The organism is Marivirga sp., from assembly GCF_024636815.1.
In the GTDB taxonomy this organism is placed as follows: domain Bacteria; phylum Bacteroidota; class Bacteroidia; order Cytophagales; family Cyclobacteriaceae; genus Marivirga.
The window spans coordinates 1-14,717 of sequence record NZ_JAGXGF010000067.1 but is presented as its reverse complement, the minus strand read 5'-3'; the positions used below and the strand labels follow the sequence as shown (position 1 = coordinate 14,717).

Below are 14,717 nucleotides of genomic sequence, written 5' to 3'. Positions count from 1 at the left end.
TTTTATGAATTTTTCTGATCCTCCGGCTTATAAGGAACTTTAGGTTCGGCTTTTTTAATTCTCTTTATATTAATTTCCTCGTCTTCGGCTTCCATATAGAAGTCTTCATCATATTGCTCAATAAGTGGATGACTTGATTTATTACGTTTTCCATCATCGAAAGTGAGCAATAGAGAAGGTAAAACTAGTAAATTGGTAAGCATTGCCACTAAAAGTGTGGTAGAAGTTAAAGCTCCCAATGCTACTGTACCCCCAAAACTTGAAGTCACAAAAATAATAAAGCCTGCAAAAAGTACAATAGATGTGTAAATCATACTTTTACCTGTTTCTTTTAAGGTTTTAGTGACTGCCAGAGGAACGAAGAAATTATTGGCAAATAGTTCTTGTCTGTATTTTGCTAAGAAGTGAATAGTATCATCTACAGAAATACCAAATGCGATACTAAATACCAATACTGTACTTGGTTTCAGTGGAACCCCCAAATAGCCCATCAATCCGCCAGTTATTAACAAAGGAATTACATTAGGAATTAGGGAAATCACAATCATTCTAATGTTCTGGAAAAGAATTCCCATTACGATAGCTATAATTACAAAGGCAATTAAAAGGCTAAACCTTAAGTTTTCAACCAAATATTCGTTTCCTTTTATAAAAATTGGGGTGGTTCCTGTAATAGAAATATCAAAATCTTCTCCCTCAAAAATTTCATTCATTCGTGGCTTAATGGATTCTTCCAAAAGCGCATTCATTTTATCGGAACCTATGTCGGCTATTTTTAAAGAAATTCTCATAGTGGAGAGTTCTTCATCCGTAAAGTTTTTCATCACAGAAATATTTCCTTCATCTTGTTGAAGGTAGCGCATAATGAAATTATAGTCACGGGAAGTAGGTAAATCATAGAAAGCCGGATTTCCATTATAATAAGCTTGTCGTGCAGCTTTCACCATGCTTACAACTGAAATGGGTTGACTTATAGATGGAATGCTATCCAAAAATTGTTGGAATTGATCAACTTTCCTTAAAGTATTTCTTTGGATGATTCCACGCTTGTTCTTGGTATCGACTATAATCTCTAATGGCATAATACCACTGAAATTATCTTCGAAGAAACGTAAGTCCTGTATCGTTTTTCCGTCTTTAGGTAGATCATCTACCATATGGCTGATGGAATTCAATTGAAACCCTCCAATAAAAGCAAAAACTACAATTACAACCGTAACAAAATAAATAATTGTTCTGTGGTAATGCACAGATTTATTAAGCCATCTTAAAGCATAATCCGTCATTTTGAAGTTCATATGCTTCAATTGCTTTCTACCAGGCTCAGGTAAGTAGGAGAAAACGGCCGGAATTAATATTATACTTACAACAAAGGTTGCGAAAATGTTAATACCTGCAACTATACCAAATTCCGTTAAAAGTTTAATATCAGTAAAGGCTAACACCAGAAAGCCGACAGCAGTAGTAAAGTTAGTGATCAGGGTTACCACACCAATTTTCCGCACGATGGTACTAATTGCTTTTATTTTATTTCCGTGCTCTTCAAATTCCTGATGGTATTTATTTAATAAATAAATACTGTTAGGAATCCCAATGACGACTATAATCGTAGGTATTAAACTTGTTAGAATGGTGATTTTATAACCAAGTAAATCTAGTGTACCTACAGACCAAATCACCACAGAGAAAATCACCAGTAAAGGGAATAGAACAGCATCCCAGGAGCGAAAAAAAGCTAGTAGAATAAGTGCGGTTACAATGACAGATAAAACCAGTAATTGTATTATCTCCTGACGAACTTTACTCATCATGGTGGATCGAACAAAAGGCAATCCAGCATAATGTAATTCTATTCCTGTTTTTTCCTCAAAAGCATCGCCTAATTGGGTGATGTCTGACATTAACCTTTCACGCTCGGGAGAATTAAATATATTTTCGTCCAAAGTAATGATTACTGCAGTGGCCCCATTTTCCTTATTCAGTAATTGTGAGGAGAAGAATTTTTGGTCTTTAATTTCCTGCAATAAACTATCGAGCGTTGCTTGAATTTCCGGTAAATCCGTGATCAAAGGTTGCATCTCGAATTTACGCTCTTCAGTATTTTTTTGTAGCTTTTGTAAATTTCCGATGGAAAGGATATTATTTACTCCCTTAACATCCTTTAATGCATTAGAGAAGTATTGCAGCCTTGCAAAATTTTGAGGGGTATAGAGGGCGCTGTCTTTAATTCCAAGTGCCAGAATGTTATCATCTACACCAAAATTCTTTTCAAATTCCTTTAATGCTTTGTAATCTTCATCCGTTTCAGGAACCAATTTCGCCAAATCATAATCTAGTTCCACATTTCGGGCACGGTAACCCATGAAAATGGTCACCAAAACCAAAATGATGATGAGAGGCAGTCGATATTTTATTACGTTATGCGCTAGTTTTGTCCACATATTTTTAAACAAGCCACAAAGGTAATGATTTTTCCAGTCGAGTCACTCTGAAAACCATGCTTTTCAACTTAAATGTAGTATTTTTATATATTTTAAATTTATAATATAAAACTCATTGACGAAGAGAGTGTTTAAGGGTATATAAAATCGACATTTTGGATAAAAATAAGTTTCAAGTTATAGTTGTGGGAGGCGGATTGGCAGGGTTAATATCTTCCATTTGTTTGCAAAGATCGGGAGTGAGTACGCTTCTAATTGAAAAGAAGCAATATCCTTTCCATCGTGTATGCGGTGAGTATATTTCTATGGAGGTGAAACCATTTTTGGAAAGAATGGATTTGTTTCCGGAACATTTGAACCCAGCAGAACTTAATCGATTCAAACTATCCGACATAAAAGGAAATATTGCTGAAGTTAAATTGCCTTTAGGTGGCTTTGGTATTAGTCGCTATCAGCTTGATGATTTTTTATATCAAAAAGCTTTCGATGCAGGAGTGGAAGTCAAAACCAAAAATGAAGTCATTGATATAGTATTTCATGATAATGAATTTGCGGTCAGCCTAAAAAATGGAGAAAAGTTAACTTCAGAATTTGTCATTAATGCTTATGGCAAAAGGTCAAAACTTGATAAAACCTTTGATAGAAATTTCATCAAAAAGAAATCACCTTTTTTAGGTGTAAAATATCATGCAAGAATTGATTTCCCTAAAGATGTAATCGGGCTATATAATTTCAAAGGTGGCTATTGTGGAGTAAGCCATATAGAAGATGATAAAGTCAATATTTGTTATTTAAGCAGAAGAGAAAACCTAAAAGGACATGGAGGTATAGCTGAAATGGAAGAAGCTGTTTTACATCAAAATCCAATTCTCAAAGATATTTTTGGAAAGGCTGAAATGCTTTTTGAAAAGCCGGAGGTGATCAATGAAATTTCCTTTGAGCAGAAAGCTTCTATCGAAAATCATATGCTGATGGCAGGGGATACTGCCGGTCTTATAACTCCACTTTGTGGAAACGGCATGGCAATGGCGATTCACAGTGGGTATCTGGCAAGTTCTTCCATTATCAAATTCTACGAAGGGAAATTAAAAAGCCGACAGGAATTAGAATCAGAGTATCAAAATGTATGGAAGAAAAACTTCTCTAAAAGATTGTGGGTAGGTCGTAAAACCCAAAACCTGTTTGGAAATCAAATGAGAGCGGGTTTATCAGTTCAATTTGTAAAAAACTTTCCTTCACTAGCTAAAAAGCTTATTCAGCAAACGCATGGAGAGGTTTTTTGAGTTGGCTATCGAATTTGGGTCAGTGACTTTGAGGTGAAGCTTTTTCTATAATTTCTTTCTAATTTTCCGCTTCTAGTCCATTATAATAGAAATAGATTTACAGGAAATTTATGCAAACATCTTGGTGTTTTTCAATTAATTAAAGACCTGACTATAGATTGGTTTAGAACTTTATTATATAAGTCAAACTAGCATTCTAATACTAATACTCAATAAGAATAAAACATTGGCAATTGGGTTTTAGGACTATCGAGTGTTATGGAAAAACCATTTTTAGCATATATTTTTATGTACTATTGATTTTAATTTTATTTTTTTTGCCTCAATATAGAGATACTGCCCTCATTGGGTTCCCATTATTTTAAATCTGTGTTCACAACTTCCAAGCAAGAATGATTGATTATTTTTATTTGAAGCTTAAGCATAAAGCTGCTAAAGTAAATCCTCCTAAAATTATACGTTCACTCCAAAAATATAGCCAACTAACGCTGAAAGCCCCATGGCTAATGTACCCCAAATGCTAATCCTTAAGATTGCTTTTTTCATGCTTGAGCCACCTGTTTTTGCTGAAACTGCTCCCAAAATGACAAGAAAAATAATTGTAAATCCATAAAGCCAATATTCCATCCCATGCATAGGTATAAAAAGCACTACTAAAAGAGGTAGTACACCCCCCAAAGAAAATGATGCTCCTGATGCAAAAGCTGCTTGCATCGGGTTAGCTTGACTCATTTCATTTATCCCTAACTCTTCGCGCATATGTGTCCCCAATGCATATTTCTCTGTTAATTCTCTAGAATTTCTAAAAAAGGAATTTAAAAGAATGATGAAAATATCGGGAGCTAAGGGAGTGCTCATTCAGGAAATGAAAAAAGGGGAGGAGTTTTTTGCTGGCGCTGTTAAGAAAGGCAATTTTGGGCATCTGGTACTTTGCGGAATGGGTGGAATATTTGTAGAAATTATCAAAGATATTGCCAACGGATTAGCTCCGTTGAGCAAGAAAGAAGCAGAAAAAATGATCCAGTCCTTAAAGACTTATCCAATTATACAGGGATATAGAGGCAGAGCAGGAATAAATGAAGTAGCATTTGCAGATGTTATTGTTTGCTTAGCTTCTTTGGTGCATTTAGCTCCTGAAATAGAGGAAATTGATTTGAATCCTCTGATTGGAAATGAAAAAGAATTGGTAGTGGTGGATGCCAGAATTAGAGTTTCATAGTATTCCTCCCAAAATTCATTTTTTCTACCGTATAACAAATGGAGGCAATTATCAAGACTAACAGATTATTTTATTCCTACTTCAAATATTCAAATAGTATTCAATAGCAGCTTACTGTATATTGAATTATGCAGCAATTTCATTATTTCTCCTCATAAATAACCTGCAATAAAGTTTGCCCAACTGCCTTTAAAGTTTCTTGAGAAATAATTTCCATATTATCCTTATGGGTGTGATGAAAATCAGGAAAGAAATCACCTGAAGTTGGCTCATGTGCTATAATATCTATCATAGGAATTTTAGCAAATTCATTTACGAAATAATGATCATCAGTAATTAGACCTACTCTATTGTTAATGAAATACCGGCCATATCCAATTCTATCGGCCGTATTCCATACTTTCTCCACTATAGTGGGGGCATATTTCATGGAATAGCCTTCTTTATGAAATTGCGCGTTAACTCCACCTACCATATCCAATAAAATTCCGTAATAAGCTGAGTAGCCCGGAATATGCTTGTTTTTACTCCAATACTGGGAACCTAAACACCACCAGGTTTTAGAAGGGTCTCTTCCTGATAAACCCTGTGGCTCCCCATTATCTTCTCCATCAAAAAATATTATATCTATGCCTACATTGGGCTTGCTTCCTGCTTTTTGGATAGCATTGATTACTTCTAAAATAACGCCTACACCACTTGCTCCATCATTTGCTCCATCTATTGGCTCATCTTTTCTTTCAGTGTCTTTATCAGCAATTTTTCTTGTATCCCAGTGTGCAGCTAACAAAATCCGCTTCTTTTTCTCTGGTTGAATAGAAGCAATAATATTGGTTAAATTCCAGACTTCTCCATCGTAGGTATCGGATTCAAATTTCTGTGTTTGGACTTTTGCACCAAAGCTTTCTAGTTGTTGGATTATATATTCTTCAGTTTCTGCATGAGCAGATGTATTAGGAACTCTTGGTCCGAAATTCACCTGTGTTTCCACATATTGATAGGCATTTCCACCACTAAAGGCAGGAACTTCTAAATCCTTTTTTTCTGTTTTATCAGCTACTTCTTCTTTTTTATCTTTTGAAGAATCACACGAAAAAACCAATAGAGTGATAAATAGGAGTGAAATGATGTTTTTCATAGAATGAATTTTTTCAAAATTACAGATTAAGCCGGATTATTCATGACAAGGTCTGGAATAATGACGGAAATCAATTAGTTATGTCAGTCCAGACGACTTCCATAGTCGTGTCAATGATTTGTAGGAGTTTAATTCTACCATTTCTAGTCGTGGGATCGTCTGTTCCTTTGGGTTAAGAAGATCTTGATTTAAAATTATTGCTTAAAAAAAGAATTTCGTCTTAAATAGTCAATAAAAAAACACTTACATTGATGTATTATTTTAGGCACAAAAGTAAACTTTATGAATGTAGCTACAGTTAAAAACGTAAACTTACAGCTAAAAAGAGATGCTGTGATATTTTAATCTTATGATTTTGACCCTTTAATGATAATATTTTACCGTTGATCGATTATAGTTCCCAGCAGACATAATAAATGGAAAGAAGTACCAAATGAGCGGATCCGTCTTTTTTATCAATGAATATCAACCTAAATTTGTAACATTAACAATTAAAAAAGTAACCAAATGAAATCGACATTAAAAATTTAGGTTCGAACTTTATAATAATCGAAAGTAAATTTTTAATCAAAGATTCCATGTGGCAAATTAATATTAAACATATACACATGAAAAAGTCCATCAAATTATTCGCAGCAATCTCAGGTTTAATACTTTTTGCTTCAGCATGTGCGCAAAGAACTTGCCCTACATATGCTTCTGAAGAAGTAAAAAAAGACAACAACATAGAAGTTACTGTCTAATTCCTCTAATTAACAGCTATGGCCAATTTTAAAATTGAGCCATTTCGGTCTGATCTATTTCTTTTGTAATCTTTAAGATTTATTAAAGTGATATAAGAATATAAGTGATGCGGTATAAGCATGTTTTTTCTCATCCTTTATTTCCATCACAATATCAATTTGGGCTTTGCTCACACCTCTCAAATCTATTATTGAATTTAAACTGGCTTTCAACCTGACAGCCGAACCAACTTTCACTGCCTGATTGAACTTCATCTTTTCTATTCCATAGTTAATCATCATTTTTAGATTCGTAACATTGGCAATCTGTTCCCATAAATAAGGAGCTAAAGATAAAGTCAAGTACCCATGTGCTATAGTGCCTCCAAAAGGACTTTTTGCCGCTCTTTCTTCATCCAGATGAATCCATTGGTGATCTAGTGTGGCATCTGCAAACTGATTCACTTGCTTTTGGTCAATGGTATGCCATTCTGAAACACCTAATTCTTGTCCTTCATAGGCTTTAAAATCTTCATAGCTACTGATTTCTATTGGTTGCATAGTAAAGGGTTTTATATGGACTCTAATGTTTAATTGATTAAAAAATTATTATTTGATGCTAATTATCAAGTAATTAGTGAAATTTCACCTAATAGGCAGTATTCAAATCAGTTGCAATATATAAGCTTATTTACAAATTACTGAATCAAAAAGACAATATGTACTTCTGCCTTTAATTTAAAGTCTTTAAAATTTAAATCTGATTCCATGAGGGTACTTCATCAGCTGCTGCTGACATCATTGGGTTATTTTGATTGGATTTATAACTAATCGGTTGGAAATTTTATCCTCCTCACAGTAGTTTTCATCTGCAAATGTATATTACCTTTTCAACTTAGCTTTTAAATTTTCCACATGGTTGATAAGGGCTTCCTGCCAGGTTTTCCCTGCATCCCAACTATCGCCAAGGTAAATATCTTTTGTGTAAAGTTGTTGCACATAATATTTATGAACATGCTCATTTATTCGGTATTTCATCACTTTTTCATCCTCGCCTTTTCTTAGAGAAATTAAAAGTGTTTCTCCTTCCGATAAGTCATAGCCCAGCATTCTACGTAAACTTTCTCCATTATTTTCCAGTTTTTTGAGCACCATCAAATAGCCTTCGCTTATCATTTCTTCAACGCTCATTTCAGGATCAACCAAACCGTATTTAAATGGATAATGTTGATTCATAATAGAGTCTAATTCAGCATTAGCTTTTTCAATATCTACATCAAGCATAATGTTGTTTTCGAATTTGGGTACTGCTAGTTTATCAATTCTGATGTCAGGATTAAAATTGGCTACCCTTCTCGATTTGATGACATTAGTGCGTTTAAAGGTCTCAGGAACATCAATTATGAGGAAGTTTTCTCTTTCCAAATCTGATTTATTAACCAGCGTCTGTAATTTAGTCCCCAGCTCTTTTAAAGATGGTGCTTCCAAATAAAATGCCTGCATGCCTTTTTGAAAGAATCCGCCTTCTTCAGGAATTTTGGTAGCATAAAGTTCAAAACCATTGTCATATTGATGAATAATCAGCATGTTTTTTATGGCTCTTTTGCTAATATCAGAATAGAATGCGGTTGTGGCGTCTTCTCCGGACATGATATCGGATAAAGCATAATAAGCTACTGCATCCACTCCAATTTCAATAAAGCTATTATGAATTTTCTGTGCTTCTTCATCCCATTTTAAGGAATTAACATTCATAAAAACCACAGCTCTTTTGCTAAGTAGGTCTTCGGGAAGTTGATTACTTTTATTTAAAAAAGGAAAAGCCTCTTGTGAAAAGCCCTGAAGGCTGGCAAAAATCAATAAAATCGATATAATGTAGTGTCGCATAAAAGTTAATTCGCATGAAAATTAAAGATTTTTGAATAATCGGCTGAATCTTAACGTCATTATCTATAAATTTATTCTTTATCATTCAAAATGAAATAATCTAAAGAACCCGTATCCTGATGAAGTCATTACAATATTACCTCTTTTTTCTTGCCCTTTTAATTGCACAGCAAAGTTATGCGCAAAAGGATTCCACTTTTGTTTTTCCTGATTCCGCCAAGGTAATGAATGATTTGTATTTTCTGGCATCGGATTCTTTGCTAGGAAGGGAAACCAATACAGAGGGGAATGAGATAGCCAGAAATTATATCATAAACAGATTGCAAAAACTTGGAGTTTCGGCATATGTTCAGGATTATACCCAAGCTTTTACATTTGGAAAGGACACCATTCCAGCTGTAAATATATTGGGTTTTGTGGAAGGATTTTCGGGTAAACACTTTATCGTAATTTCTGCGCATTACGATCATGTAGGCATGAAAGATAGCTCTAAGATTTTTAACGGGGCCGATGAGAATGCCAGTGGAGTATCAGCAATCCTGGCTTTGGCTGAATATTTTAGGGAAAATCAACCGGAAAATAATTTACTTTTTGCTTTTTTCGATGCGGAAGAAAAGGGATTGCAAGGTGCAAAACACTTTATGCAATCTGTGGTGATGGACACCAGCAGAATTAAAATGAATGTTAATTTGGATATGGTGAGTCGTGGTGATAAAAATGAACTTTATGCAGTGGGCACTTATTTCACGCCATTTCTAAAGCCTTTGATAACAGAAGCTTCAAAAGATAAAAGTATTACGCTCTTATTCGGAAGGGACGAACCAAAGAAGAAGCCTAATTGGGTAAATTCCTCTGATCATGCGCCTTTTCATAAAGCCGAAATTCCTTTTGTTTACTTTGGAGTGGATGACCATAAAGATTATCATAAAATTACAGATACAGCCGATAAAGTAAATCCTGATTTCTATTTAGAAGCCATTTGCCTGATTAAAGATGCCATTGAGAACTTTGATGCTAATCTGGCTGAAATTGTTTATGGCAAATGATGTTTTAAGGCATTTTACTTTTTCCCCACATAATTATTTTAAAAATTAACGAATTAAGCAATTAAGAATATGCAAGAGAGACATACCTACGACCTTGGAATGATTGGAAACTGTGCTTATTTAGCACTAATTGGAAAAGATACCGACATTAAATGGATGTGTATGCCCCGATTTGATAGTTCCTTTATTTTCGGAAGTTTAATAGGAGGGGAAAAAGGAGGCGAGTTTTCAATTAAACCTACTTCAGAACACTATAAAATTAGCCAGGCATATATTCCCAATACCAATGTGCTGGAAACCATAGTGGAAACTGATGAGTATGCCTATAAAATTACAGATTGTGCACCAAGGTTTCGTCAATTTGATCGTTACTACCGACCACAAATGTTGATCAGGAAAATAGAGCCTCTAAACGGTTTGCCGCAATTGAAAGTTGTTTGTGATCCTGTAGGAGATTACGGGCAGAAAAAGCTAACTCGTGAAAGAGGAAGTAGTCATATTCGTTATTTCGGTTTGCCCGAAACCTTAAGGCTCACTACCAATATCCCTATCAATATGGTGATGGATAGTAGTCCTTTTGTGCTAACCAAGACCCGCTATATGGTGATGACATATGGTGCGCCTTTGGAAGCAGAGTTGCAAGAAACAGCTGAAAATTTCATTAATAGAACCGTTTTTTACTGGCAAAATTGGGTGAAATCTACCAGTATTGGCCAGCATTATCAGGAGCAGGTAATTCGTTCCTCCCTAGCCCTAAAAATCCATCAGTATGAAGATACGGGTGGTATTATTGCTTCTCCAACTATGTCATTGCCCGAATCTCCGGGGAGCACACGAAATTGGGATTATCGCTATTGCTGGATGCGCGATACTTATTATACGCTTACAGCCTTTAACAATATTGGGCACTTTGAAGAAATGGAAAATTATTTTCTATACCTCACCAATATTCCTATGAAGGGTAAGGAAAGAATTCAGCCACTTTATAATTTGGTGGGTGAAAGTACGATTATTGAAAAAGAACTGGATTTGCCTGGCTATATGAGAAATCAGCCAGTTAGAGTAGGGAATGATGCCTATACGCATATTCAAAATGATGTTTACGGACAAATATTATTGGCGATTCTTCCGCTTTATACGGATAAGCGTTTTGCCAATATGGAGAAATCCCAGTCCTCTTATTTGCTAAAGACCATTTTGGATAAGATAGAGTTCACTATGGATGAGGCAGATGCCGGACTTTGGGAGTTCAGAAACCTGAAGCAAAAGCATGCATATACACATCTATTCCAATGGGCAGGAAGCCATGCTGCCATGAAAATAGCCAGAGAAATTGGTGAAATGGAACTGGGGAGAAAAGCTGAAAAATTATTGAAGCAAGCAGCTGCTCATTTAGAGAAATGCTATTCTCCAACAAGAAAAGCCTATGCACAGGCGGAAGGTGTAGATAGAATGGATGCCAGCACCTTGCAGCTTATTATGATGAACTATATGCCACATAATAGCCAAAAAGCTAAAGATCATCTAAAAGCTTTGGAAGAAGATTTGAGAGTTGGCAAAGGATTATTTTATCGCTATAAACATGCAGATGATTTCGGAGAGCCGGAAACAACCTTCTTAATTTGTGCTTTTTGGTATGTGGAAGCACTTGCATGCGTGGGCAGGACAGAAGAGGCAATGGAAGCTTTTGAAGAATTGATTGGCTATTCAAATCATGTTGGATTATTAAGTGAAGATGTAAAATCATCAGACGGCTCCATGTGGGGAAATTTCCCGCAAGCTTATAGCCATGTAGGTTTAGTGAATGCTGCTTATAGAATCAATAATAAACTGGATAAACCTGATTTTTTGCCATAAGTTATTAGATTTAAACATCAAAAAATTGAAGTAATGTTACTAACACATAATTAAAATGGAAACTGAAAACTTTACAGACTTTTGGAATGAGTTGACTTTTGAACAACGAAAAGAAATAGAGAAAGCATCCAAAGAGATTGAAAATGGAGAAGTTTTAGATTATGAGACATTTATGAAAAAACATAGATAATTGAATATAGAGAAACCTGATTTTTTGCCTTAATCTTGGGAGAAATTTTAATTATAGCATTTATCTCATTAATTCCCATATTGTTTGTTCTGCTCATTTTCAAAACAATTAGGGATGTTATTGTGGTTACTTTCAACTATTTTGGAGTATTTGGTATAGGAAGTTTGAATCAAGAGCAACTTAAGAAACTAAATAAATATTCTCCTTATTATAGAGATTTAGAGTATAGGCAAAAGAGGAAATTTGAAAGAAAGGTAGTTCAGTTTATATTTTCTAGAAAATTTGTTTCCAGGGGTATAGAGGATGTTACTGATGAAATGAAGTTAGTAGTTGCTAGCTTGGCGGTTCAAATTACTTTTGGACTACCCCGAATTTACCTGGCCCATTTTAAAAAAATTCTAATTTATCCGGACAATTATTATTCTACCATTAACAATCAATATCATAAGGGAGAAGTAAATCCACGCTTTGGAATCATCGTACTTTCCTGGAAAAACTTAGTGCATGGAATTGCTAATGAAACAGACGGGATAAATTTGGGCTTGCATGAATTGGCCCATGCAATCCATTTAGAAAACAGGATTTCAAATAAAGAATATGGCTTTATAGATGTCAAATTATGGAAAAAATATGTGGACTTAGCCGAATATGAAATGTTTAAAATTAGAGAAGGGGACACTTCTATGTTCCGATCTGCAGCAGCCATTGACCATCATGAATTTTTTGCAGTATTGTTAGAGAACTTTTTTGAAAGACCCCAAGACCTAAAAGCCTATAGTCCGAACCTCTATAAAAAAACCACTATGTTATTAAAGCAAGATCCTATAAAGTTGCTTGGGCTTTGAATAATTACGAATTGAGTTCACTAAGATTGATTACATTCAGATTATTCTGATTTAACTATAAAATAAAAAAACAGTTTATTTGTTATATGCTTGCATTAATTCAAAATAAACTTCAGGACATAATTAAGCTTTGCAAAGTGCATAAAGTTAAATCCATTTCCTTATTTGGTTCAGCTGCAAATGACAAGATGAACGAGAATAGTGATATAGATTTTCTTGTCCAATTTTCTGAGGAAATTGAATTGCTTAACTATGCAGATAATTACTTTTCATTATTAGAAGGTTTGGAAAAGAGCTTAAATAGGAAAATTGATTTGGTATCAGTTAAATCATTAAGGAACCCCATCTTGAAAGACGAAATTAACCGTTCAAAAATAGACTTATATGCAGCATAAGGTTCTCAAATACATTTTAGATATTGAAAGTGTGATTGAGGAAATTGAGTTGATAAATCTAAAACTGAAAATAACTTTTATCAGTTTAAAGGTGACTTTATTTTACAAAGAGCTGTAGAACGAGATTTAGAAATTATAGGAGAAGCAATTCGCAAACTAATCGAAATCCAACCTGATATTAAGATTTCATCTGTTAAAAACATCATTGGTTTAAGAAATATCATTTCTCATGCCTATGATTCAATTGAACCTGAAATGATTTGGGCAATTATTCAAAAAGACATTCCACTCTTAAGTGATGAAATCAATACAATTAAAAGTGAATGAAATCTACTCCGCTTATTGAAATTTCCTTTTTTTAAATCAGCTCTTTTTATTAAAGATTGGTTCTAGAAAACTTTTAATCCAGAGTAACTACTAATCTTATTATTAAATTATCCGTTTGCCTAATTATTCAAAAACTCATCAGTAATTTATATAAATGGCTAAATTTTTTAAAAAGTGGTTTCAAATATTTAGGAAGTCAGGCATTAAATTTTTTGAAGAAAATCCTTTTAAGCATAGTGCTTCCACTGCATATTTCACAATATTTTCATTACCAGCTATAGGTTTGGTAGCTATTACTTTAGCAGGTTATTTTTATGAGGACGAGATAGTGAGAACTCAATTTCTGGATCAAATTAATCAGTTAATGGGTGAATCCAGTTCTGAGCAGATAGACAGTTTATTATCCTCGGCTACGGTGCAAACTGACCGTGTATTATTTCAAATAATAGGGATAGGAACATTGCTTTTTAGTGCTACCACAGTATTCATTTCCCTACAAGATAGTCTTAATACAATTTGGAGCATTAAAGCAAAACCAAAAAAAGGGATCATAAAATTCATTATCAACAGATTACTCTCTTTAGCCATGATAGCGGCCTTAGGCTTTCTATTGCTGGTTTCTTTATTAGCGGATACGGTCATCACATTTATTCAAACACATATAAAGGAAATTTTAGAGGGCGCCACCATTTATATTATTCAAGTAATGAATATTGTGATCTCTTTGGGTTTTATAACCCTTGTATTTGCCATTATATTTAAAGTACTTCCAGATGCCAGACTTAAATGGAGAGATGTTTGGGTAGGTGCTTTTGTTACCACTGTTTTGTTTGTGGCTGGTAAATTTGCTTTGGGGTTCTATTTAGGAACAGCAAACCTCACAGATTCTTATGGAGCAGCAGGTTCTTTCGTAGCCATTTTGGTTTGGGTTTATTACTCTGTTCTTATTTTATTATTTGGGGCACAAGTCACTTTTATTTATTCGAAAGAAATGGGGCGAATTATATTGCCAACAGATGAAGCGGTAGCCGTCACTACAACTGAGGTCGAAAGACAAAGAGGTACCAAAGTTAATTGAGGCATTCTTGGCGTTTATCCTCAGGAGATATAATAGAATTTTGTTATTGAGGAGGACAGAATAGAGTTCTCTTGAAAAATAAAAAAGACTCTTTAATTTAGCTATAATCTAAATTAAAGGTTCTTTTTTGAGATTTTATCTTATTAAAACCTCATAACCTGAGTTCGACTCTAATTTGGAAATTCAGATTTTCATAAAATTAAATAGACAAGGCGTCTTTTAGAAGATATAGCGAGCTATATCGAGGAAAGACAACGCAGTATATTGGATTTTATGGAAAAGTTTTCCC

General features: G+C 34.3%; 15 protein-coding genes. 10 read left to right on the top strand and 5 right to left on the bottom strand.

The features are described from left to right. Positions 1–2: 2 nt before the first annotated feature. Entirely contained in the window at positions 3–2,441 is a 2,439-nt protein-coding gene (locus Q0L29_RS05280) for an MMPL family transporter (protein WP_296619690.1), read from the bottom strand. 155 nt (positions 2,442–2,596) lie between these two features. On the opposite strand from Q0L29_RS05280, the gene Q0L29_RS05275 reads away from it, so the two are divergent. After that, positions 2,597–3,724: an NAD(P)/FAD-dependent oxidoreductase gene (locus Q0L29_RS05275; protein ID WP_296619688.1), complete on the top strand. Its 1,128-nt coding sequence runs from the start codon at positions 2,597–2,599 to the stop codon at positions 3,722–3,724. 453 nt (positions 3,725–4,177) lie between these two features. Here the strand turns inward: Q0L29_RS05275 and Q0L29_RS05270 are convergent, their stop codons facing one another. Beyond that, the gene (locus Q0L29_RS05270; RefSeq protein WP_296619687.1) at positions 4,178–4,582 is read right to left on the bottom strand and encodes a VIT1/CCC1 transporter family protein; all 405 of its coding nucleotides are present in this window, start codon (positions 4,580–4,582) and stop codon (positions 4,178–4,180) included. Between Q0L29_RS05270 and Q0L29_RS05265 the strand changes: the two genes are divergently transcribed. Further along, the gene (locus Q0L29_RS05265; RefSeq protein WP_296619685.1) at positions 4,548–4,943 is read left to right on the top strand and encodes an acetate--CoA ligase family protein; all 396 of its coding nucleotides are present in this window, start codon (positions 4,548–4,550) and stop codon (positions 4,941–4,943) included. The genes Q0L29_RS05270 and Q0L29_RS05265 overlap by 35 nt on opposite strands. Positions 4,944–5,085: 142 nt before the next feature. Here Q0L29_RS05265 and Q0L29_RS05260 read toward each other — a convergent pair whose 3' ends face one another. Continuing rightward, positions 5,086–6,081: a M28 family peptidase gene (locus Q0L29_RS05260; protein ID WP_296619684.1), complete on the bottom strand. Its 996-nt coding sequence runs from the start codon at positions 6,079–6,081 to the stop codon at positions 5,086–5,088. Between the two features lie 608 nt (positions 6,082–6,689). Here Q0L29_RS05260 and Q0L29_RS05255 point away from each other — a divergent pair. Continuing rightward, positions 6,690–6,824, top strand: a complete 135-nt coding sequence (locus Q0L29_RS05255) for a hypothetical protein (protein WP_296619682.1) — start codon at positions 6,690–6,692, stop codon at positions 6,822–6,824. Positions 6,825–6,896: 72 nt separating this feature from the next. On the opposite strand, the gene Q0L29_RS05250 is transcribed toward Q0L29_RS05255, so the two are convergent. Next, positions 6,897–7,364 (bottom strand): MaoC family dehydratase, encoded by a 468-nt coding sequence (locus tag Q0L29_RS05250; RefSeq protein ID WP_296619680.1) that lies wholly within the window; start codon positions 7,362–7,364, stop codon positions 6,897–6,899. Positions 7,365–7,685: 321 nt separating this feature from the next. After that, positions 7,686–8,690, bottom strand: coding sequence for a hypothetical protein (locus Q0L29_RS05245; protein WP_296619679.1), 1,005 nt, complete (start codon positions 8,688–8,690; stop codon positions 7,686–7,688). A gap of 119 nt (positions 8,691–8,809) precedes the next feature. On the opposite strand from Q0L29_RS05245, the gene Q0L29_RS05240 reads away from it, so the two are divergent. The 7 genes from Q0L29_RS05240 to Q0L29_RS05210 all read left to right on the top strand — a co-directional run bounded on the left by Q0L29_RS05240 (position 8,810) and on the right by Q0L29_RS05210 (position 14,428). Next, positions 8,810–9,736: a M28 family peptidase gene (locus tag Q0L29_RS05240; protein WP_296619677.1), complete on the top strand. Its 927-nt coding sequence runs from the start codon at positions 8,810–8,812 to the stop codon at positions 9,734–9,736. A 69-nt stretch (positions 9,737–9,805) separates the two neighbouring features. Further along, complete coding sequence (locus Q0L29_RS05235) at positions 9,806–11,593, top strand: glycoside hydrolase family 15 protein (protein WP_296619675.1); 1,788 nt, start codon at positions 9,806–9,808, stop codon at positions 11,591–11,593. Positions 11,594–11,648: 55 nt separating this feature from the next. After that, complete coding sequence (locus tag Q0L29_RS05230; RefSeq protein WP_296619674.1) at positions 11,649–11,783, top strand: hypothetical protein; 135 nt, start codon at positions 11,649–11,651, stop codon at positions 11,781–11,783. Positions 11,784–11,818: 35 nt separating this feature from the next. Then, on the top strand, positions 11,819–12,628 hold the full coding sequence (locus Q0L29_RS05225; RefSeq protein ID WP_296619672.1) for a zinc-dependent peptidase: 810 nt from the start codon (positions 11,819–11,821) through the stop codon (positions 12,626–12,628). 137 nt (positions 12,629–12,765) lie between these two features. After that, positions 12,766–13,023 (top strand): nucleotidyltransferase domain-containing protein, encoded by a 258-nt coding sequence (locus Q0L29_RS05220; protein ID WP_296619670.1) that lies wholly within the window; start codon positions 12,766–12,768, stop codon positions 13,021–13,023. Between the two features lie 99 nt (positions 13,024–13,122). Continuing rightward, positions 13,123–13,350 (top strand): HepT-like ribonuclease domain-containing protein, encoded by a 228-nt coding sequence (locus tag Q0L29_RS05215; protein ID WP_296619720.1) that lies wholly within the window; start codon positions 13,123–13,125, stop codon positions 13,348–13,350. A gap of 154 nt (positions 13,351–13,504) precedes the next feature. Further along, a complete protein-coding gene (locus Q0L29_RS05210) occupies positions 13,505–14,428 on the top strand; it encodes a YihY/virulence factor BrkB family protein (RefSeq protein WP_296619669.1) in 924 nt (307 codons plus the stop codon). Positions 14,429–14,717 lie beyond the last annotated feature (289 nt).

What these genes read in the sequence shown, in the direction of transcription:
- Q0L29_RS05280 (WP_296619690.1), bottom strand. Translation starts at nt 2,441, where the DNA reads ATGTGGACAAAACTAGCGCATAACGTAATAAAATATCGACTGCCTCTC.
- Q0L29_RS05265 (WP_296619685.1), top strand. Translation starts at nt 4,548, where the DNA reads ATGATGAAAATATCGGGAGCTAAGGGAGTGCTCATTCAGGAAATGAAA.
- Q0L29_RS05270 (WP_296619687.1), bottom strand. Translation starts at nt 4,582, where the DNA reads ATGAGCACTCCCTTAGCTCCCGATATTTTCATCATTCTTTTAAATTCC.
- Q0L29_RS05260 (WP_296619684.1), bottom strand. Translation starts at nt 6,081, where the DNA reads ATGAAAAACATCATTTCACTCCTATTTATCACTCTATTGGTTTTTTCG.
- Q0L29_RS05255 (WP_296619682.1), top strand. Translation starts at nt 6,690, where the DNA reads ATGAAAAAGTCCATCAAATTATTCGCAGCAATCTCAGGTTTAATACTT.
- Q0L29_RS05250 (WP_296619680.1), bottom strand. Translation starts at nt 7,364, where the DNA reads ATGCAACCAATAGAAATCAGTAGCTATGAAGATTTTAAAGCCTATGAA.
- Q0L29_RS05245 (WP_296619679.1), bottom strand. Translation starts at nt 8,690, where the DNA reads ATGCGACACTACATTATATCGATTTTATTGATTTTTGCCAGCCTTCAG.
- Q0L29_RS05240 (WP_296619677.1), top strand. Translation starts at nt 8,810, where the DNA reads ATGAAGTCATTACAATATTACCTCTTTTTTCTTGCCCTTTTAATTGCA.
- Q0L29_RS05235 (WP_296619675.1), top strand. Translation starts at nt 9,806, where the DNA reads ATGCAAGAGAGACATACCTACGACCTTGGAATGATTGGAAACTGTGCT.
- Q0L29_RS05230 (WP_296619674.1), top strand. Translation starts at nt 11,649, where the DNA reads ATGGAAACTGAAAACTTTACAGACTTTTGGAATGAGTTGACTTTTGAA.
- Q0L29_RS05210 (WP_296619669.1), top strand. Translation starts at nt 13,505, where the DNA reads ATGGCTAAATTTTTTAAAAAGTGGTTTCAAATATTTAGGAAGTCAGGC.